Consider the following 17347-nt stretch of genomic DNA (forward strand, 5'->3'; position numbering starts at 1 on the left):
CGTCGACGCTTGAGGGCAGTCCCCTCATGTGCGACGAAGGAGCACCGATGGACGCAACGACGCACAGGAGGGACATCGACCAGCTCTGCGAGCGGCTGGCGGCGGAATTCGGGACACTCATCCCGGCGGGCCGAGTGCTGCGGATCGTCCATCGCGCCGACCGGCTGGTCGCCTCGGCCGCGAGCGACGCGGCGGATGCCCTCGCCCTCTGCGAGGCGGTCGCCCGCGGGCTGCTCGACGACCACGCCGCCGACCTGGTGACGACCCCGCTCGACCACCGCAAGGGCGTCGCGGACCTGGGGGAGCGTCTCGTCGCGGAGTTCGGCGAGTCGGTCCCGGCCGGGCGGGTGCTGCGCATGGTCCACCGCGCCGACCGCCTCGTGGCCCCCATCGCCGCCAGCGGCCCCGACGCCCTCGCGCTCTGCGAGGCGCTCGCCCGACGGCTGATCCGCGACCACGCAGCCCACGGCCGGGGCGGTGAGCGCGGGAACGCGCGGAGTGCCGTTCGCGCCGTGGTGCGTCCCGAGAGGCAGGCGGGCGCGGGTCGCGTCGCGCCGCTGCCGCAATGAGACTCCCGACCGTCCGGCTCTCCGGATGGCCTCTCCTGCACCGGCGCGGCCTCCCGGACACCTACTTCCCCGAGCGCCGGCCGTGGACCGCGACCACGATGACCGTGCTGGTCCTCGTCACGGTGGGCCTCGTCGTTGGAGGCGCGGTGGGGATGGTGCTGGCGCGCCTCGTCGGGGTGCTGGTGGGCCAGGTCGCGATCGGCACGTGACGCCCGGGAGCACGCTGCCCGCGCGGCGGCTGCGGGGCCGGCTCACGCGCCTCCGACCGGTCGACGCGCCTCGACGGCGGTGACGTGGCCGAGCACCTCCGCGGCCATCACCTCGGGGTGGGTCCGCAACGCCCAGTGGCCGAGGGGGAGGTCGTGACGGCGCAGGTCGTCGCACCACGGCTCGCTGGCGACGAGTGCCGCCTCCCGGATCGCTGGATCGCGGGCGAGCGCGAGCTGGCGGACCGGCACGCTCGTGCGTCGCGGGCGCGGGCGGCGTACCGGTCCGTGCACGTTGCCGCGGTAGTAGCGCAGCCCGGAGACCATGTCGCGGTGCCCGAGGACGCGTAGCAGCGGAGGCGCCAGGGGCGAGACGAGGAACGGGACGTAGGACGACGACACGGCCTGCCCGATGAGGCCGGTCAGACCGGTCGCCGTCGGGTGGCGCAGCGTGCTGCGGGCCCACGCCGCGACGTGGTCGAGGTTGGGCCCGCTGATCGAGGTGAACGAGGCGATCCGCTCGGCAGCGCCGTCCTCGCACACCGCCTCCCACGCCTGCACCGACCCCCAGTCGTGCCCGGCCACGTGGACCGGTCGCACCGGGTCGGTGTCGTCCACGACGGCCATCAGGTCGGCCGCGAGGTGGGGGAGGGCGAACGCGCTGTCGGCGGCGTCCGTGGGCGACAGGCCCTGCCCGCGCGTGTCGTAGAGGACGACACGCAGTTCGGCGGCGAGCCGCTCCGCGACCGGCAGCCACACCCGGTGCGTGTCGGGCCAGCCGTGCACCAGGACGAGGGCGGGTGCCTCCGGGTCGCCTGCCTCGAGCACTGCCAGGTCGACGCCGTCGCCGCGCACTGTGCGCCGTCGCCACGCGCCGGGGTCGGGTCGGGGATCCATGCGGCCCCCGTACCCAGCGCGAGGCGGAGCACGCGCGGGCGGGGCTCAGGCGCACAGCACCTTCTCCATCGGGCGTCCCTGGGCGAGCTCGTCGACGAGCTTGTCGAGGGAGCGGATCCGCCGCACGAGCGGATCCGGCCAGCCACTCGATCACCCGGTCGACCTCGGCCTGGGGCGGCCCGTGCGCTCGGCCTTGGCCGCTCCCGGGACCCTCAGCCCTTGTCGACCTCGGCGGCCCGCCTGAGCACGTCGGACTCGCTCGCCACCGACTTCACCGTGGCGGGGTCCATGAGGGGCTCCGTGCCGGGCTGGTGGAGGTCGGTCTCGGTGGTGTCGGGGTTGACCCCGGCGCCGGCCGCGGGGATGCCGGACGGCGTGGTCGGTCCGTCGTCGGAGCCGGTGCCCGAGTCGGCCACGGCCTTCTCGACCTCGGTCTCGCTCAGGCCCAGCGCGGGCGCGAGCACGGCCGCCTGCTTCGACGATGCCTTCCTCGGGGCCTTCGACGGGGCCTTCTTCGCAGCCGTCTTCGCAGCCGTCCTCGCAGTCTTCGTGGCGGTCTTCCGCGCAGGCCGCGTCGCGGGCGTCGCCGTGGGCTGCTTGCGTGCCGGCGCCTGCTCGGGGGCCGCGGCCGGCTCGGCGCCTGCCGCCGGGTGCGTACGGGTGCCGGGGATCGGGTCGACCTCGCGGGCCGCCGGAGGCTCCGGCCACGGGCCGGGAGCGGCGCGGTCGGCGGCAGACGCGCGCTCGATGACCCGTCCCACGGCTCGCGCGGTGGCGAGGGCGCCGGTCGTGGCGATCCCGACGGACGCTCCGAGCACGGCGGCAGCGGCGTGGGCGGGCAGGGCGATGGCTCCGGAGACCAGGCGGATCGGGTTCACCTGCGGTCCTCTCGTCAGTTCTCGGCGTCGACGGACGCGGTCCACGTACCCCGGTGCGGCCCCCGGCATCCGTGATCTTCACCACGGGCCCAGCACGTCGTTCGAGCACGTCACAACGGGTGGGACGACGTGTGCCTCGACCGCAGCAGGGTACGGACCGAGCCCCAGCCACGCCGCTCCCGGAACGGACCGGCACCACCGAAGGAGCCTCCGATGACCGACGACATGCGCCTGCGTTCGACGTCGACCGCGACAGGATCACCGATCCAGGCGGCCGCCGTCCTCGTCGGGGCAGCGTTCCTCCTCGTCGGTGTCCTGGGCTTCATCCCGGGCGTCACGACCGGCCACGACGGCCTCGAGGCCGCCGGGCACGAGTCGCACGCGGAGCTCCTGGGCCTCTTCCAGGTGTCGGTGCTGCACAATGTCGTCCACCTGCTGTTCGGCGTCGCCGGCATGGTCCTCGCCCGCACCGCGGCGAGCGCTCGCGGCTACCTGCTCGGCGGGGGTGCGGTCTACCTCGCCCTGTGGCTCTACGGGCTCGTCGTCGACGAGGACTCGCAGGCCAACTTCGTCCCGCTCAACACCGCCGACGACTGGCTGCACTTCGTCCTCGGCATCGGCATGATCGCCCTCGCCGTGGTGCTCGCCGGGCGGCCGGGCACCACCGGCCTCGGACGCTGAGGAGCGAGCCGATGACGACCAGCGACCGGCTCCACTTCATCGGCACCGCCACGACGGTGCTGTCGTTGGGCTCCTTCACGCTGCTCACCGACCCCAACTTCCTGCACCGCGGGCAGCGCGCCTACCTCGGCTGGGGGCTGTCCAGCCGCCGGCTGACCGACCCGGCCGTCGAACCGGAGGAGCTGCCCGCGCTCGACGCCGTGCTGCTCTCGCACCTGCACGGCGACCACTTCGACCGGGTCGCCCGCGCACGCCTCGACAGGTCGCCTCCCGTGCTCTCGACCCCGCACGCAGTGCGTCGCCTCGGCCCCTGGGGCTTCGACGCACGGGCGATCGAGACCTGGGACCGGCACACGCTGGTCAAGGGGAGCGAGGAGCTGCGGGTGACCGCCGTGCCCGCCGTGCACGCGCGTGGCCTCCTCGGGCGGATGCTGCCGCCGGTGATGGGCAGCGTCCTGGAGCACCTCGTGGACGGCGAGGTGCGCCGGCGCGTCTACGTCAGCGGCGACACGCTGACCGGCGCGCACGTCGACGAGGTGCGGGAGCGGTTCCCCGACATCGACGCCGCCGTCGTGCACCTCGGCGGCACCCGGGTGCTGCTGCGGACCGTCACGATGGACGGCCGGATGGGCGTCGACTTCGTCCAGCGGACGCGGCCCAGGGTCGTGGTGCCGGTGCACCACGACGACTACACCGTCTTCCGCTCGCCGCTGTCCGACTTCGTCACCCGCGCCCGCGACGCCGGGCTCGAGGCCGAGCTGCGCTGCCCGGCCCGGGGGGAGGTCGTGAGCCTCGACCCGTCGGCGCCGCCGTCCTGAGCCGGGGTCAGTCGGTGCCGGTCGGCAGGTCGACCGGGCGCCCGAGCAGGGGCGCGACCAGGCTGCGGATCGACGGGCTCGGCGCGAGTCCGAGCTCGGACGCCAGCAGGCGGCGGTAGCCGTCGTACTGCCGCAGCGCCTCAGCGTGGTTGTCCTCGGCGAGGTGCACCGCGATCACCCGCCGGTGCGCGCTCTCGCGCAGCGGCTCCGCACGCACCGCTCCGAGCCCGGCGCTCAGGGCGTCGTGGTAGTGACCGGCGCGGCACAGCAGGTCGGCGCTCCGCTCGAGGGCGTGGAGCCGACGCTGCCGGAACGACTCCTGCTCCACCGTCAACCAGTCGTCGTGCCAGGTGGGCAGCAGGTCCTGGGTCAGCAGGGACAGGTCCGGCAGCTCGTCGACGGGCGGCGCCTCGCTGCCGCAGAGTCGCTGGGCCTCCGCCTCGGCCTCCCAGAGGTCGACGGTGAGCTCGGGGTGCAGCCAGACCTCGATCGCGTCGCCCTGCACCAACGCCCGCCCGCGGTCGCGGGGCAGGCGCCAGAGCACCGAGCGCAGCGTCGAGGTCGCCCGCGCGGGGTCGGAGTCGGGGCGCATCATCTCGGCGAGCGCCGCGCGGGGGGCGCGACGTCCGCGGTGGCACACCGCGAGCAGGGCGAGCAGCCGGCGCGCACTGGCCGGGACGGGGTGCGGCTGACCGTCGAGGTCCAGCCGGAACCCGCCCAGCAGGTCGAGTCGTGCCGCCAACGCCACGTGCGCCTCCAAGATCGCGTGCGAAGACAGTGCCCCTCGCCCCGGTGTGCATGCATGCGTGACGCAACGGTGACGCCTCGGAGCCGACGGCCGGACGCCCGTCGAATGGCGGGCGGACCGACGGACGTACGCCGGTGTGGTCGCCGGCGTCACGACCCCGCGACGGGCCCCCGGAATCGTGGTCGTCGCAGCGGAGCCGACCGCTCCGCCTCACTCGACAGATTGCGAGGCACGACATGTACCGGCACACCAAGGAGCTCCAGTGGAGCGCCCGGCCCGAGCGCCCCGACGCCCTCTACGCCGCCAAGCTGCAGGAGGTGATCGGCGGCCAGTTCGGCGAGATGACCGTGATGATGCAGTACATGTGGCAGGGCTGGGCCTGCCGCACGCCGGGCAAGTACAAGGACATGATCCTCGACATCGGCACGGAGGAGATCGGCCACGTCGAGATGCTCACCACGCTGCTGGCCCGGCTGCTCGAGGGGGCCCCGTCGGAGACGCAGGCCGAGGCGGCCGCCGCCAACCCGGCGCTCGCGGCGATCCTCGGCGGGCAGAACCCGCAACAGGCCATCGTCAGCGGCGGCTTCGCGATGCCGACCAACAGCCAGGGCGTGCCCTGGAACGCCGGCTACATCGTCGCCAGCGGCAACCTGCTCGCCGACTTCCGGCACAACGTCGCCGCCGAGGCCCAGGGCCGGCTGCAGGTGTCGCGCCTCATCGGCATGACCGACGACCCGGGCGTGAAGGAGACGCTGTCGTTCGCGCTGGCCCGCGACACCTTCCACCAGCAGCAGTGGCTGCTCGGCATCGAGCAGCTGATCGAGGACGGGCACACCGACGGCTTCGAGAGCTCCCGCAAGGACGAGGAGGCGTCCGAGCAGGCCATCGTGTTCTACAGCTTCCACGAGGGCAGCACCGCCGGCGAGGGCCGCTGGGCCCAGGGCGCCTCCCTCACCGGGGAGGGCGAGATCAGGTTCGAGGAGGGCCGCGCGCTCACCGACGACGTGCAGGAGCTGCCGGCTCCCGACCCGCTGCACTTCGCGACCTACGACGGGTCGAAGGGGCCGGGCAAGCCCGGCACCGCCGGTGGCGCCTACGCACAGGGCATGCAGAACCTGATGAACAAGGCCAAGGAGAAGCTCACTCCCGGCGAGTGAGCCACCGGATCGAGCGCCTGGGATGACCGAGCTCCTGCTCCGGCCGCTGGCCGACGCGTTCATGCAGGTCGGCGTGTTCGTCGCCCTCATGGTCGCGCCCTTCGGCTGGGCCCGCTGCCGGTGGGGCCACCGCCTCGACGCCGCACTGGAGCGGCGTCGGGCGGCGGGTCCGCTGGTGGCGGCCGCCCTCACCATGCCGCCCGGGTGCGGCGGGGCGATCCTGGTGATGGCCGCCTACGGCCGAGGGGCCGTGTCCTACGGGGCGGCCGTCGCGGCGCTGGTCGCCACGATGGGCGACGCGTCGTGGGTGCTCCTGGCCCACGACCCGTGGCTCACGGTGCAGCTCAAGGGGCTGCTGCTCGTCGTGGGGGCCACGACCGGATGGCTGGTCGACGCGATCGGCATCGACCCGCGCCAGCGTACGCCGTCCCCCGCGCCCGCCCCGGTGGACGCCGGCGCGCGGGCGGCGCTCGTGCCGTCGCCCGTCGTGACGGCGGCCCGACCGGTGCGGGCGCGCCCGGTGCTCGCGCTCCACGAGGTCGGCGTGCTGCCGGTGCTGCTCTGGCTGGCGATCGGCGGGGGAGCCACGGTCAGCGTCCCGGTCACCTTCCAGCTCCTCGACCCCGAGACGGTCTACCTCGCGCTGGGCGTGCTGGGCGCCGTCGTGGCGCTGGTGGTGTTCGTGCGCAGCGGCTGCCGGCTCGCCGACGACGACGAGCGCAGCGCGGGGGAGACGTCGATGGCCGCGGTGCTGCGCCACGGTGGTCACGAGGTGGCGTTCGTGACCGTGTGGGTGGCCGTGGCCTACCTCGCGTGGTCGCTGCTCACGCACCTCACCGGCTTCGACGGCTCGCAGCTGCCCGTGCTGGGCCTCGCGGGGGTGCTGGTGGGAGCACTGATCGGCCTCGTGCCGGGGTGCGCGGTGCAGATCGTCTTCGTCGGCATCTTCGCCGCCGGGGGCATGCCGCTGGCGACCTTCGTCGCCAACACCATCAGCCAGGACGGGGACGCCCTGCTGCCCCTCCTGGCCCTCGAGCACCGCTCGGCCCTGGCCGCCACCGTGCTCACCACCATCCCCGCGCTGCTCGTGGGGCTGGCGTTCCTCGTCCTCACCTGACCACCTCATCCCGGAGGCAGATCATGTCCGTGCCCGTCGTTCCCCCGGTCCTTCAGCCCGTCCGTCATGCGCGCCACGCCGCCCGCCCGAGCCACCACGACGGGCTGCAGCGGGTGCTCGCCCTGTGCTGCGCGCTCACCGGCACCTGGTGGGGCGTGACGATGGCCCTGGTCGTGCTCGGCGTCCTGGCGGCGCAGCACGCGGCTCGCCGGGCGGTGGTGCGCTCGGCAGGCGCATCAGTCGCGGTGCGTGGAGGGGTGCTCGCCGCGGCGCAGCACCCCGGCCCGCTCCACCCGTCCGGCAGTGCGGGCCAGACCGCGGCTGGCCCGTGAGGCGGGCTCGTGGGCCCGCGGGAAGCGCCGGGCGCCGGCGTCGAGCAGGTCGCGGCCGCGGTCGAGCACCGTGAGCGGCACGGCCGCCAGCGCGTTGCCGGGAGGGCGGCGCGACACGACCGGGTGGGGGCGGGTGGGCGCCGTGCGCCGCACGGCCTCCCACGCGACGCCGAGCACCTGGAGGCGGCGGGTGTCCACGGCGTCCTGCAGGCGGGGCAGCAGCTCGTCCTCCTCGTCGCGGACGTCCTCGCGCAGCACCGCGGCGAGCCGGGTGAGCACCTCGCGGCGATCGGGGCTGCCCGAGGGCAGCCGCTCGAGCGAGGTCCACAGCTCGTTGACCTCCTGGTGCTCCCGCTCCACCTGGAGCGTGAGCGCCTCGCCGTCGGGGAGCACCCGCCGGGCCTCGGGCCACAGCACCGACTCCTCCGCGAACGCGTGCGGGAAGACAAGTCGGGCGATCGCGTGCAGCGTGGCGTCCTCCTCCTCGCCCGGCGCGCTCCGGCCGAGGCGGTGCAGCAGCCGGTCGAGCCGCTCGTGGTCGCGCTTCTGGCGGGTGAGGATGCTCAGCCGGCCGCCGAGCTGGTCGAGGTCCTGCTCTGCGAGTGAGGTCATCCTCCGTCGTACCCACGCGTGCGCCCTCGCACGCGCCCGCGGGCCGGTCACCCCCGGCGCAGGGACCGCGCCGCCCGCCAGGCGACGTAGGTCGCGAGCGCCCACGGCAGTCCGTTGACGACCGGGTCGAGCACCTGGTGGCGCACGTCGCTGCGTCCGCGGCGCGAGCGGATGCCGCCGTAGGTCGCCTCGGCGCGGATCCCGCTCTGCGTGAGCGGGTTGTCGGGCCGTGTCGTCGCGAGGGAGCGGACCACGTGCTCGGTGACGTCGACGCGGTCGGCGGCCATGAGGAGCAGCCAGTGCGCCGCCTTGGCCTCGCTGTGCCTGGCGTAGGCGTAGCGGCGGATGGTCCCGGAGAGTCCGGTCATGGGCTGCGCGGTGCCGAAGGCGGGGGTGAGCCGGGCGTGCTCGATCGAGCGCTCGCGTCCCTCGCCGCCGGGCTGCTGCTCCGGGAGGGGCCGCCCGACGACGGCCGGGTCGAGGACCTCGCGCGGGAAGGAGGGCCGGTCCGCGGGGTCGAGGTCGGCACCCCAGCCGGGGATGCGCGCGCGGAGCTGCTCGACGTCCTCGGGGAGTGCGGGCTTGTCCGGGGTGTAGGGCATGGGTCGTCCTTCCTCAGTCGCCGACCACGATGACCGGCTTGATGCAGCCGTCGAGCTTGGCGGAGAACACGTGGTAGGCCTCGGCGATGTCCTCGAGGTCGAAGCGGTGGGTGACGATGTCGTTGGGCTTGAGGTGGCCGTTGCGCACGTGCTCGAGCAGCCGGGGCCACTGGCGCCTGACGGGGCACTGGTTCATCCGCAGGGTCAGCCCTTTGTTGACGGCGTCGCCCATCTTGACGGCGCTGAAGATCGGGCCGTAGGCGCCCATGACCGACACGGTGCCGCCCTTGCGCACGCCGTCGATCGCCCAGTTGAGCGCGGTCGGGGCGCCGCCCTGGAGCTTGAACCGCGCCGCGGTCAGGTGCTGGGTGAGGTTGCCGTCGGCCTCGGCGCCCACGGCCTCGATGACGCGGTCGAAGCCGAGGTGACCGGTCGTCTCCTTCATCGCCACGACCACGTCGTCGATCTGGTCGTAGTCCAGGACCTCGGCGTGCGCGAACGTCTGTGCCTTGGCCAGCCGCTCGGCGAGGTGGTCGATCACGACGACGCGGCCCGCGCCCATCAGCCAGGCGCTGCGGGCGGCGTAGAGCCCGACCGGCCCGGCGCCGAGCACGGCGACCGTGTCGCCCTCGCGGATGTCGGCGAGCTGGGCGCCGAAGTAGCCGGTGGCCAAGGCGTCGGTCATCAGGAGGGCGTCCTCCTCGTCGAGCCACTCGGGGATCACCATCGGACCGACGTCGGCGAAGGGGACGCGGACGTACTCCGCCTGCCCGCCGTCGTAGCCGCCGGTGGTGTGGGAGTAGCCGTAGATGCCGCCGACGGCCGTGGCGTTGGCGTTGACGTTGTGGCAGTTGGAGTAGAGCCCGCGGGCGCAGAAGAAGCAGGTGCCGCAGTAGATGTTGAACGGCACCATCACGCGGTCGCCGACCTGCAGGTCGCGCACCGCGGGACCGACCTCGTCGACCACGCCGACGAACTCGTGGCCGAACGTGTGCCCGACCCGCGTGTCGGGCATCATCCCGTGGAACAGGTGGAGGTCGGAGCCGCAGATGGCGGCGCGTCGCACCCGCACGATGGCATCGGCGGGGTGCTCGATCCGCGGGCGGGGCTTGTCCTCGACGCGGACGCGGTAGGGACCGCGGTAGACCATGGCGCGCACGGCGTGCCTCCTGTGATGGGGCGGGGCGGGGCGGAGCTGGACCGGGAGGGGCTGGGCCACCGGTTCGCCGGCCGGCCCCGGTGGGGGCCGGCCGGCGAACCGGTGGGGAGGAGGGGTCGGGTCAGGACTGCGTCTGCGAGCGGACCTCGTCGACTCCCGACTGGCCCTCGGACTTCACCCGCCCGGCGCTGTCGGTGGCGGCGTCCTTGACCTCCTGAGCAGCCTGGGTGGCCGTTTCCTTGACGCCGTCGGCGACGTCCTGCGCCACCGACCTCGCCTGGTCCACGATCGGCTGACCGTGCTCCTTGGCCGCGTCGACGGCATGCCCTGCGGCCACCGCCTCCTTCTCCGAGGCGGGGATCAGCGCCGAGACGACCATCCCCAGGCCGAAGGCGACCAGGCCGGCGGCGAGGGGCGTGCCCTGCACCCTGTCCTGGGCCCCGCTGACGGCGCCCTGTGCGGTGCCCTTGATCGAGTCGACGGCGCCGGTCGCGGAGTCCTTGGCGGACCCCGACGTGCCCGAGGCCGAGGAGCCCACGCCCTGGGCGGTGCCCATCACCTTGTCGCGCACGCCGAGCAGGCGGTTGCGGGTCGCCTGCTTGCGCCGCTCGACGATGGCCGACGGGCTCACGCGGTCCTGCAGCGCGTCGACGTTGGCGGTCATCGACTCGCGCGTGTGCGCGATGTCGTTGCTCAGCTCTTCTGTGCTCTGGCCCATGCCGCGTCCTCCTTGAGTGTCTGCTGCGTTTCCGGCAGCTGGGGGTTGGTCTTCTTCAGCTCCGCGCGTCCACGGGCCGCCAGGACGGCGGCCACGACGGCCCAGAGCACGGTCGTGATCAGGAACGCCAGCTCCACCGGCATCCAGTTGTCGAGCAGGTAGCTCAGCGCGAAGCTCGCCAGGATCAGCGTCAGCAGGCCGGCGACGCCGGCGCCACCGAGCATCCCGGCGCCCTTGCCGGCCTTGGCCGCCTCCGCCTTGAGCTCGGTGCGGGCCAGGTCGAGCTCCTGCTTGACCAGCGTCGTCAGGTCGTGGCTCAGGTCGCCCACGATCTGGCCGAGGCTGCGCTCGTCCGCGGCGCCGGCCACGTGGGGGCCGGGCTCCGGTGAGCCGGTCGGCAGGGGACCCACGCCCGACACCGGATCCGCGCCCGGGACGCCCGTCACGGCGTGTCCTGGGTGCGCTGTCCCGGGAGGCCGGACGTCGTCGGGTCGAGGGACGAGGGCGCCGGGTCCGTCGCCGGGGTGTCGTAGCCCGTCGTGCCCGGGCTGTCGGTGCTGGAGTGCGCGGCGAGCGGCGCGTCCCCACTGGCGGTGGCCATCGGTCCCGTGCCCACGCCGGTGCTGCCGTAGGTCGTGCCCGGCGTGCCGGTGGTGCCGGAGTCGGCGAGCGACGCCGCAGCCGCGCCGTCGGCGGTGGCCCGGAACATCCGCCCGGCGACCACGCCCGCGGCGAGGGCGCCCAGCAGGAAGGTGCCCGGGCGGCGCCGCGCGAAGTCGCGGGCGTCGTCGAGCAGCTGCGCGGGGTCGCGGTCCTCGAGGTGGCTGCCGAGCGCGCGGACGCGGTCGGAGACCTCCTGGGCCAGGTCCTTCGCGAGGCCCTGCGACGCACCCTCGCCCTGGGCCATCTGCTCGAGGTCGTCACCCAGCGTGACGAGCGTCTGGGCCAGCTTGTCGCGCCCCGTGGTGGCCTGGTCGCTCAGCTGGCTGGTGACCTGCTGACGGGCCTCGCCGACGACGGTGCGGGCCTGCGCGGCCGCGGTCCCGGCGACGTTGAGCGCCTCGTCCTTGGCGGTCCCGGCCACCTGCTTGCCCTGGTCGGCGGCCGTGGCGGCCGTCTCCTTGGCCTTGTCGGTCGTGCTCGAGTCACCGGTGCCGGTCGAGCCCGGGGTGAAGCCGCTCGCGTCGTAGCCGCCCGTGCTGGCCGGGTCGCTGCCGGTGGTGGTGCCTGCTGGTTCGTTTCCGTAGGTCGTCATTCGTCCTCCTCGGACTGGGTGGATGTGCCCGGGCCTGCGCCCGGATCCGGGTCGGGGTCGCTCGCCGGCTCGGACTCCGGCTCGAGCTGCTCCTGGTCGGGCTCTCGGCCGTCAGGGGTCGGCGGGTCGGCGTCCTGGTCGTGGTACGAGTCGTCTGTCATGGCGCTCCGTACCCATCGACCTGCGGCACACTCCACCCCTGGGGGCGGACTTTTCGAGATGCATGGGGGAGGCCGGAGAGGGGCACTGGGAACGATGGCCCCCCTCCTCCAGCACGCCCCTGCGCCGCCGCCGGCCACCCGCTCGTACGCCGACCTGACGGACGCCGAGATCGAGGAGATCGGCCGCACGCTCGACGCGCTGCGCGAGGAGGTGCTGGCCGACCGCGGGGCACGGGACGCGGCCTACGTCCGCCGCGTCATCGCCGTGCAGCGGTGCCTGGAGGTGGGCGGTCGGGTGGTCCTCCTCGGCAGCCGCAGCCGCGTCGCGTGGTGGCTGGGCACGACCTCGCTCGCGCTGTCGAAGGTGCTCGACAACATGGAGATCGGCCACAACGTCCTGCACGGGCAGTGGGACTGGATGCGCGACCCCAAGATCCACTCCTCGACCTGGGACTGGGACCACGCCTCGGCGCCGGAGCAGTGGCGGCGCGCCCACAACGACCGCCACCACGCCAACACCAACGTGCTCGGCAAGGACAACGACCTCGGCTACGGCATCCTGCGCGTCGACGAGGCCCAGGAGTGGGAGCCGCGCCACCTGGCCCAGCCGCTGTTGAACCTCGTCAACGCCTGCATCTTCGAGTACGGCATCGCGATGTACGACCTCGACCTGGGCGAGTCGCTCCGCTCGGGCACCGGCTTCTCCCCGGAGCAGCGTGAGGAGATGCGCACGACGGGGCGCCGGGTGGCGCGCAGCGCGTTCCGCGACTACGTGCTCCACCCGCTGCTGTCGCTGCCCACCGGCTCGGCGCGCACCACCCTGACCGCCAACCTGGTCGCCAACCTGGCCCGCAACGTGTGGAGCCACTCGGTGATCATGTGCGGCCACTTCCCCGAGGGCGTGGAGGTCTTCGAGGTCGAGGAGGTCGACGAGCACGAGACGCGCGGGCGGTGGTACCTGCGCCAGATGCTCGGCTCTGCCGACATCTCCGGCCCGCCGCTGCTGCACGTGCTCTGCGGCAACCTGTCGCACCAGATCGAGCACCACCTGTTCCCCGACCTCCCGAGCAACCGCTACCGCGAGATCGCCGGTCCCGTCCGCGACCTCTTCGAGCGGCACGGCCTGGCCTACCAGAGCGCTCCGCTGCTGCGGCAGGTCGCCAGCGCCTGGCACCGCGTCCTCCGGCTGTCGCTGCCCCCGCGCCGTCGCTGACACCGCGCCGTCGCTGACACCGCGCCGTCGCCGACCCCGGAGTACGGGTGCCACGAGGGCGCATGCGCAGGGCGCCCGCGGGGCACGAGGGGCGCATGACGAGCGGGATGCCGGGGGAGCTCCCGGTCGACGGGGGCCTACCGGCGCACGTGCCGGGCGGTGAGTTCTCCGTCGGCGTCGAGGAGGAGCTGATGCTCGTCGACGACCAGGACGCGCTGATGGGCGCGGCGGCGGGCCCGCTGGTCGCGGCGATGTCGCAGTCGAGGCCCGACGCGGGTGTGGTGACCGGGGAGATCTACGTCGACCAGGTCGAGCTCAACACGCCCGTCTGCGCCACCGCGGAGGACGCGTGGCGCGCGCTGCGCGAGCTGCGCGCCCTCGTCGGCAAGAACGGCGGCCGGGTCCTCGCCGCAGGGGTGCACCCGACCGCCCCGGTCGGCGTCGCCGACATCGCCGCGTCGCCGCGCTACGACCGGATCATCGACGAGTACGCCGGCCTGCTGCGCACGCCGACGGCCGCGCTGCAGGTGCACGTCGGGCTGCCAGACGAGCGCACCGCGATCCTGGCCTACCGCGGGCTGCGCAACCGGCTGCCGCTGCTGCGCGCCCTCGCCGCCGGATCGCCCTACTGGCACGGGCTCGACTCCGGGCAGGCCACGGCCCGCGCCGCGATCATCCGCTCCTACCCGCGCACCACGATGCCGCCGCTGCTGCGGTCGTGGGACGACTACGTCGCGCGCACCGAGTCGCTGATGCGGGCCGCCGAGGCGTCCGACCACACCTACGTGTGGTGGGAGATGCGCCCGCGCCCGTTGCTCGGGACCCTCGAGGTCCGGGTGATGGACTCCGTGCCGTCCCTGACGAGCGTCGCCGCGCTGACCGCCCTCGTGCAGGGCATCGCACGTCGCGCCGTGGAGGCGCCCGACGAGCACGACCTCGAGGAGGACGTGCTGGCCGTCAACGACCACCGGGCGTCGCGCTACGGCCTCGACACCCGCGTGGTCGACGTCGACCAGCACCTCCGGCCGATGCGCGAGATCGCGGGCCGGGTGGTCGCCGAGGCGCGCGCGGTGCTGGCTCCCGATCGGATCGACGCACCGCTCGACGCGCTGGACGCGGCGCTGGCGGGGGAGACCGAGCCCAACCGCCAGCGCCGGGTGGTGGCCGCCGGCGGCATGCCGGCCCTGCTCGCCGACCTCGTCGCCCGCACCGGCGACCTGGAGGGCTGAGCCGTGCACGTCGACCACCTCGCGGTCGTGGCGCGCACGCCCGCGGCACCCGTTCCCTAGCCGTCAGCGCGGGGCGGACCGGCCTCGCGCAGCAGCCACCACCCCGCCAGCCACGCGGCGGCGCCGGCGACCACCTCGACGTGCAGGTCGGCCATGACCACGGCGACCATCGTGGTCGCCGCGACCGAGCCGAACCCGTCGAGGTGCACCGCGATCAGCGCCCGAGCGACCGACTGTGCTGCTGGGTCGTGCCGGGGGCCGCCGCGCGGGCGGCGGTGACCGCCGCCCGGCGCCGCGCGTCGAGGGCCGAGGAGCGGCGGGTGAGCCGCTGGTCGAGCAGCCCCGCGGCCTCCGTGGTGCGGCCGGCCATCGCGAGCGTGTGCACGAGGGTGTCCTCGACGACCTCGCGCTGCGCCCGGCTGCCGCCCAGCGGCGACAACCTGCCGACGATGCCGGTGAGGGTCGTCGCGGCGGCGTCCCAGCGCTCCTCGACGACCTGCAGGAGTCCGTCGCAGAGCGGGGCGACCACGTCGCGGAGCACCCGGTCGTCGCTCTCGCGGGACCGGACGGCCAGCGCGGCCAGCGCGGACGCGTCGCCGTCGGCCGCGAGCAGCACCGCGCTGTGCATCGCCGCGAACGGCGTGGGCGGGGTCGTGAGCCACTCGGCGGGGGCCTGGGCGCGCACCTCGGCGACGGGCAGGTCGTCGGTCCAGGCGCCGGTCATCCGCCCGCGCCACAGCAGCGACCCGCTGTCCACCACGACCCGGCTGCCGCTCACGACCGAGGGGGCGAGCTCGCGGGCGTAGCGGCGGCGGACCGCCTCCACGTCGTCCTGCATCAGCTCGTGGAGCGCGGCGTGCCAGGAGAAGTGGGAGCGGTGGTTGGCCTCCGGACCGCGGGTGTGGATCCACTCGTCGAGCCAGGCCAGCCCGGCGGCGTGGTCGCCGGTCTCGTAGTGGACGTGGGCGCGGGCGTGGACCGCGTGGCCCGAGGCCGGCTCGACCGAGAGGGCGTAGGAGGCCAGGTCCTCGGCCTCGGCCCAGCGCTCCTGGTCCTGCCGGACGAACGCCAGCTGGCCGGCGTACCACCAGTCGTCGCCGTAGGCACGGCCCAGCGACTCGACGAGGTCGGCGGTCTGGGGGCCGCTGGTCAGGCCGCCGAAGGCGACGGTCGGCACCGCGACGCTGACGGCGAGCGCGTCGCGGGGGAACAGGCGCACGTGCCGCAGGAGGGCGGCGGCGCCGGTGGCCTCGTCGGTGCGCAGGCGCGTGGTGACGGCGTCGAGGAACGACGACTCGCGGTCGTCGAGGTGGCGCTCGGCCGCCGCCCGGTGTGCGGCGCGCAGGGACTCCCGCCACTGGGCGGTGGTGCCCCACTCGTGACCGAGCAGCGCCAGGGCGGCGTGGGCGAGCACGAAGCCCTCATCGGCGGCGACGGCGTCGGTGAGCCCTTCCTCGACGCCTTCCTGCAGGCGGAGCAGACGGCCGAGGGCCGCGTTGTAGCGCTCGGCGGCGTCCTGGCTGGTGGACAGGGTGAGTCCGTAGGGGTCGACCGGCCGGCGGCGCGACTCGCCGTGCAGCGAGCGGCTGACGATGCGGGCGACGTCGTAGGCCTGCTCGCGGATCTCGGGCATGGCGGTGGACTCCCACAGGTTGCCGCGGCGCAGCGAGCCGACGGCGAGGAACGGGAGCGTGTCGGGCAGGGTGCCGAGGATGCGGCCGTCGTCGGCGGTGTCGATGCCCAGGCCCGCGGGGCCGGGTCGGACGAGGCCCGACTGGGCCAGCCGGGTCAGCAGCGGGTCGGCCGCGATGGAGCCGACGGGGCCGGTGCAGTTGACGACCGCCGCGACCCGCAGCGTCGTGCCGTCGTCGAGGGTGACGTGGAGGGCCGTGTCGTCGGCCCGCACGGCGGCGAGGGTGCCCCGGTGGCGCACGAGCCGGCCCTCGGCGGCGACGGCGTCGAGGCGGCGCGCCGTGGCGGGGGCCATCCGGTGGCGACGGACGTCCCACGCGCGGGCGTCCTCGGCGATGAAGCGACGCTTGTCGGCCTCCGACAGGCCGCGCCAGAGCTGGGCGGTGACCGGGCGCAGCCCGTCGATGGCGGCGCGCCAGTCGCCGGTGGCCTCGACGGTCTCGTGGACGTGCGCGGCGAGCGTGGAGCGCAGCGTGTCGAGGTCCTGGGTGCGGGTGATGCCGGGCGGCGGCGGGACGGGCGGGGTGGTCGGCAGCACGTGGGCGTGCGGCATCGCGTCGGTGCGCGAGACGACGTGGATGGTGCGGTCGGGGCGGTCGGCGCTGATCGCGAGGTCGACCATCGTCAGGCCCGAGCCGAGCATCAGCACGTCGCCGACAGCCGGGATCGGCTGCGTCCACGGGTCGGCCACCAGCCGGGGGTCGTCGGCCAGCTCGGGCGGGGCCCAGCCGGTGCCGGGGCGGCTGCCGGTCGCGAGCACGACCGCGCGCGCCTCGAGCCGGTCGCCGTCGGAGAGGTCCACGACGAACCCGTCGCCGGAGCGGGCGATGTCGGCGACCTCCGCGCGACGGCGTACGAGCTGGGCGTTGCCCGGGAACTCGGTCGCGGTCGTCAGCAGGCTCTCGACGTAGCGACCGAAGACGGCGCGCGGGGCGAAGTCGTGGGGCTGGAAGTCGGGGTCGTGGTGCGCGCGGAGCCAGCGCAGGAAGTGCTCGGGATCGCGGGGGAAGGCGCTCATGCCCGACGCCGGGACGTTGAGGAGGTGCCGCTCGTCGGTGGTGGAGTAGGCCTGGCCGCGACCGGTGCCGGGGGCCGGGTCGACCAGCTCGACCCGGAAGCGGGAGGAGAGCGCCGTGACGAGGTGGGTGGCGACCAGCGTGCCGCCGGCGCCCGCTCCGACCACGACGACCCGACAGTCCCCCTCGTTCGTCATCACAGCGCATTCTCCTTTAGTCAACTGGTTTACTCGACTTACGATATCAGGAGCAGGCGGCCTCCCGCGCATCCGGGTCTCGGCGTGGCG

21 protein-coding genes are annotated in these 17347 nt (G+C 74.6%); 8 read left to right on the top strand and 13 right to left on the bottom strand.

The window, feature by feature from the left end:
• The first annotated feature begins 47 nt into the window (after positions 1-47).
• A complete protein-coding gene (locus tag AC3X7Z_RS15925) occupies positions 48-569 on the top strand; it encodes a hypothetical protein (RefSeq protein WP_489976557.1) in 522 nt (173 codons plus the stop codon).
• Positions 566-778, top strand: coding sequence for a hypothetical protein (locus AC3X7Z_RS15930; protein WP_489976558.1), 213 nt, complete (start codon positions 566-568; stop codon positions 776-778). The genes AC3X7Z_RS15925 and AC3X7Z_RS15930 overlap by 4 nt, the downstream gene beginning before the upstream one ends.
• A 42-nt stretch (positions 779-820) precedes the next feature.
• Here the strand turns inward: AC3X7Z_RS15930 and AC3X7Z_RS15935 are convergent, their stop codons facing one another.
• The 3 genes from AC3X7Z_RS15935 to AC3X7Z_RS15945 form a co-directional block, all read right to left on the bottom strand.
• Complete coding sequence (locus AC3X7Z_RS15935; RefSeq protein ID WP_489976559.1) at positions 821-1672, bottom strand: alpha/beta fold hydrolase; 852 nt, start codon at positions 1670-1672, stop codon at positions 821-823.
• A gap of 45 nt (positions 1673-1717) precedes the next feature.
• Positions 1718-1798 carry a DUF2200 family protein gene (locus tag AC3X7Z_RS15940; protein WP_489976710.1) on the bottom strand — a complete coding sequence of 27 codons (81 nt, stop codon included), beginning with the start codon at positions 1796-1798 and terminating at the stop codon, positions 1718-1720.
• Between the two features lie 86 nt (positions 1799-1884).
• A complete protein-coding gene (locus AC3X7Z_RS15945) occupies positions 1885-2550 on the bottom strand; it encodes a hypothetical protein (RefSeq protein WP_489976560.1) in 666 nt (221 codons plus the stop codon).
• A 213-nt stretch (positions 2551-2763) separates the two neighbouring features.
• Here AC3X7Z_RS15945 and AC3X7Z_RS15950 point away from each other — a divergent pair, with 213 nt between their 5' ends.
• On the top strand, positions 2764-3231 hold the full coding sequence (locus tag AC3X7Z_RS15950; protein ID WP_489976561.1) for a DUF4383 domain-containing protein: 468 nt from the start codon (positions 2764-2766) through the stop codon (positions 3229-3231).
• An 11-nt stretch (positions 3232-3242) separates the two neighbouring features.
• A complete protein-coding gene (locus AC3X7Z_RS15955; protein ID WP_186341542.1) occupies positions 3243-4049 on the top strand; it encodes an MBL fold metallo-hydrolase in 807 nt (268 codons plus the stop codon).
• Between the two features lie 7 nt (positions 4050-4056).
• Here AC3X7Z_RS15955 and AC3X7Z_RS15960 read toward each other — a convergent pair whose 3' ends face one another.
• Positions 4057-4797 (bottom strand): AfsR/SARP family transcriptional regulator, encoded by a 741-nt coding sequence (locus AC3X7Z_RS15960; RefSeq protein ID WP_489976562.1) that lies wholly within the window; start codon positions 4795-4797, stop codon positions 4057-4059.
• 236 nt (positions 4798-5033) lie between these two features.
• On the opposite strand from AC3X7Z_RS15960, the gene AC3X7Z_RS15965 reads away from it, so the two are divergent.
• Together AC3X7Z_RS15965 and AC3X7Z_RS15970 are read left to right on the top strand one after the other, a co-directional pair.
• Positions 5034-5954: a manganese catalase gene (locus tag AC3X7Z_RS15965; protein WP_489976563.1), complete on the top strand. Its 921-nt coding sequence runs from the start codon at positions 5034-5036 to the stop codon at positions 5952-5954.
• Positions 5955-5976: 22 nt separating this feature from the next.
• Entirely contained in the window at positions 5977-7071 is a 1095-nt protein-coding gene (locus AC3X7Z_RS15970) for a putative manganese transporter (RefSeq protein ID WP_186341545.1), read from the top strand.
• A gap of 236 nt (positions 7072-7307) precedes the next feature.
• Here the strand turns inward: AC3X7Z_RS15970 and AC3X7Z_RS15975 are convergent, their stop codons facing one another.
• From AC3X7Z_RS15975 to AC3X7Z_RS16005, 7 genes are all read right to left on the bottom strand, one after another.
• Complete coding sequence (locus AC3X7Z_RS15975) at positions 7308-8015, bottom strand: hemerythrin domain-containing protein (RefSeq protein WP_489976564.1); 708 nt, start codon at positions 8013-8015, stop codon at positions 7308-7310.
• A gap of 47 nt (positions 8016-8062) precedes the next feature.
• Positions 8063-8617 (bottom strand): hypothetical protein, encoded by a 555-nt coding sequence (locus AC3X7Z_RS15980; RefSeq protein WP_489976565.1) that lies wholly within the window; start codon positions 8615-8617, stop codon positions 8063-8065.
• Positions 8618-8630: 13 nt separating this feature from the next.
• The gene (locus AC3X7Z_RS15985) at positions 8631-9767 is read right to left on the bottom strand and encodes a zinc-dependent alcohol dehydrogenase (protein ID WP_222129686.1); all 1137 of its coding nucleotides are present in this window, start codon (positions 9765-9767) and stop codon (positions 8631-8633) included.
• A 130-nt stretch (positions 9768-9897) separates the two neighbouring features.
• Complete coding sequence (locus tag AC3X7Z_RS15990) at positions 9898-10494, bottom strand: DUF3618 domain-containing protein (protein ID WP_186341549.1); 597 nt, start codon at positions 10492-10494, stop codon at positions 9898-9900.
• Positions 10470-10904, bottom strand: coding sequence for a phage holin family protein (locus AC3X7Z_RS15995; RefSeq protein ID WP_206054535.1), 435 nt, complete (start codon positions 10902-10904; stop codon positions 10470-10472). The genes AC3X7Z_RS15990 and AC3X7Z_RS15995 overlap by 25 nt, the downstream gene beginning before the upstream one ends.
• Positions 10905-10936: 32 nt before the next feature.
• Complete coding sequence (locus AC3X7Z_RS16000) at positions 10937-11749, bottom strand: hypothetical protein (protein ID WP_489976566.1); 813 nt, start codon at positions 11747-11749, stop codon at positions 10937-10939.
• Entirely contained in the window at positions 11746-11910 is a 165-nt protein-coding gene (locus AC3X7Z_RS16005; protein ID WP_489976567.1) for a hypothetical protein, read from the bottom strand. Before AC3X7Z_RS16005 ends, AC3X7Z_RS16000 begins: the two co-directional genes overlap by 4 nt.
• A gap of 94 nt (positions 11911-12004) precedes the next feature.
• Here AC3X7Z_RS16005 and AC3X7Z_RS16010 point away from each other — a divergent pair, with 94 nt between their 5' ends.
• A complete protein-coding gene (locus AC3X7Z_RS16010; protein WP_489976568.1) occupies positions 12005-13123 on the top strand; it encodes a fatty acid desaturase family protein in 1119 nt (372 codons plus the stop codon).
• A 95-nt stretch (positions 13124-13218) separates the two neighbouring features.
• A complete protein-coding gene (locus tag AC3X7Z_RS16015) occupies positions 13219-14352 on the top strand; it encodes a carboxylate-amine ligase (protein ID WP_489976569.1) in 1134 nt (377 codons plus the stop codon).
• A 56-nt stretch (positions 14353-14408) separates the two neighbouring features.
• Here the strand turns inward: AC3X7Z_RS16015 and AC3X7Z_RS16020 are convergent, their stop codons facing one another.
• Complete coding sequence (locus AC3X7Z_RS16020) at positions 14409-14561, bottom strand: hypothetical protein (RefSeq protein ID WP_186341554.1); 153 nt, start codon at positions 14559-14561, stop codon at positions 14409-14411.
• Between the two features lie 5 nt (positions 14562-14566).
• Positions 14567-17257, bottom strand: a complete 2691-nt coding sequence (locus tag AC3X7Z_RS16025; RefSeq protein WP_489976570.1) for an FAD/NAD(P)-binding protein — start codon at positions 17255-17257, stop codon at positions 14567-14569.
• Between the last annotated feature and the right edge of the window lie 90 nt (positions 17258-17347).

Source organism: Nocardioides sp. Z24_21 (assembly GCF_058134345.1).

Bases quoted from the DNA above. Each gene is read 5' to 3' on its own strand.
- AC3X7Z_RS15985 (WP_222129686.1), bottom strand. From the start codon at position 9,767: ATGGTCTACCGCGGTCCCTACCGCGTCCGCGTCGAGGACAAGCCCCGC.
- AC3X7Z_RS15975 (WP_489976564.1), bottom strand. From the start codon at position 8,015: ATGACCTCACTCGCAGAGCAGGACCTCGACCAGCTCGGCGGCCGGCTG.
- AC3X7Z_RS16010 (WP_489976568.1), top strand. From the start codon at position 12,005: ATGGCCCCCCTCCTCCAGCACGCCCCTGCGCCGCCGCCGGCCACCCGC.
- AC3X7Z_RS15990 (WP_186341549.1), bottom strand. From the start codon at position 10,494: ATGGGCCAGAGCACAGAAGAGCTGAGCAACGACATCGCGCACACGCGC.
- AC3X7Z_RS15950 (WP_489976561.1), top strand. From the start codon at position 2,764: ATGACCGACGACATGCGCCTGCGTTCGACGTCGACCGCGACAGGATCA.
- AC3X7Z_RS15965 (WP_489976563.1), top strand. From the start codon at position 5,034: ATGTACCGGCACACCAAGGAGCTCCAGTGGAGCGCCCGGCCCGAGCGC.
- AC3X7Z_RS15925 (WP_489976557.1), top strand. From the start codon at position 48: ATGGACGCAACGACGCACAGGAGGGACATCGACCAGCTCTGCGAGCGG.
- AC3X7Z_RS16005 (WP_489976567.1), bottom strand. From the start codon at position 11,910: ATGACAGACGACTCGTACCACGACCAGGACGCCGACCCGCCGACCCCT.
- AC3X7Z_RS16015 (WP_489976569.1), top strand. From the start codon at position 13,219: ATGACGAGCGGGATGCCGGGGGAGCTCCCGGTCGACGGGGGCCTACCG.
- AC3X7Z_RS15980 (WP_489976565.1), bottom strand. From the start codon at position 8,617: ATGCCCTACACCCCGGACAAGCCCGCACTCCCCGAGGACGTCGAGCAG.
- AC3X7Z_RS16000 (WP_489976566.1), bottom strand. From the start codon at position 11,749: ATGACGACCTACGGAAACGAACCAGCAGGCACCACCACCGGCAGCGAC.
- AC3X7Z_RS15935 (WP_489976559.1), bottom strand. From the start codon at position 1,672: ATGGATCCCCGACCCGACCCCGGCGCGTGGCGACGGCGCACAGTGCGC.
- AC3X7Z_RS15970 (WP_186341545.1), top strand. From the start codon at position 5,977: ATGACCGAGCTCCTGCTCCGGCCGCTGGCCGACGCGTTCATGCAGGTC.
- AC3X7Z_RS15930 (WP_489976558.1), top strand. From the start codon at position 566: ATGAGACTCCCGACCGTCCGGCTCTCCGGATGGCCTCTCCTGCACCGG.
- AC3X7Z_RS15955 (WP_186341542.1), top strand. From the start codon at position 3,243: ATGACGACCAGCGACCGGCTCCACTTCATCGGCACCGCCACGACGGTG.
- AC3X7Z_RS16025 (WP_489976570.1), bottom strand. From the start codon at position 17,257: ATGACGAACGAGGGGGACTGTCGGGTCGTCGTGGTCGGAGCGGGCGCC.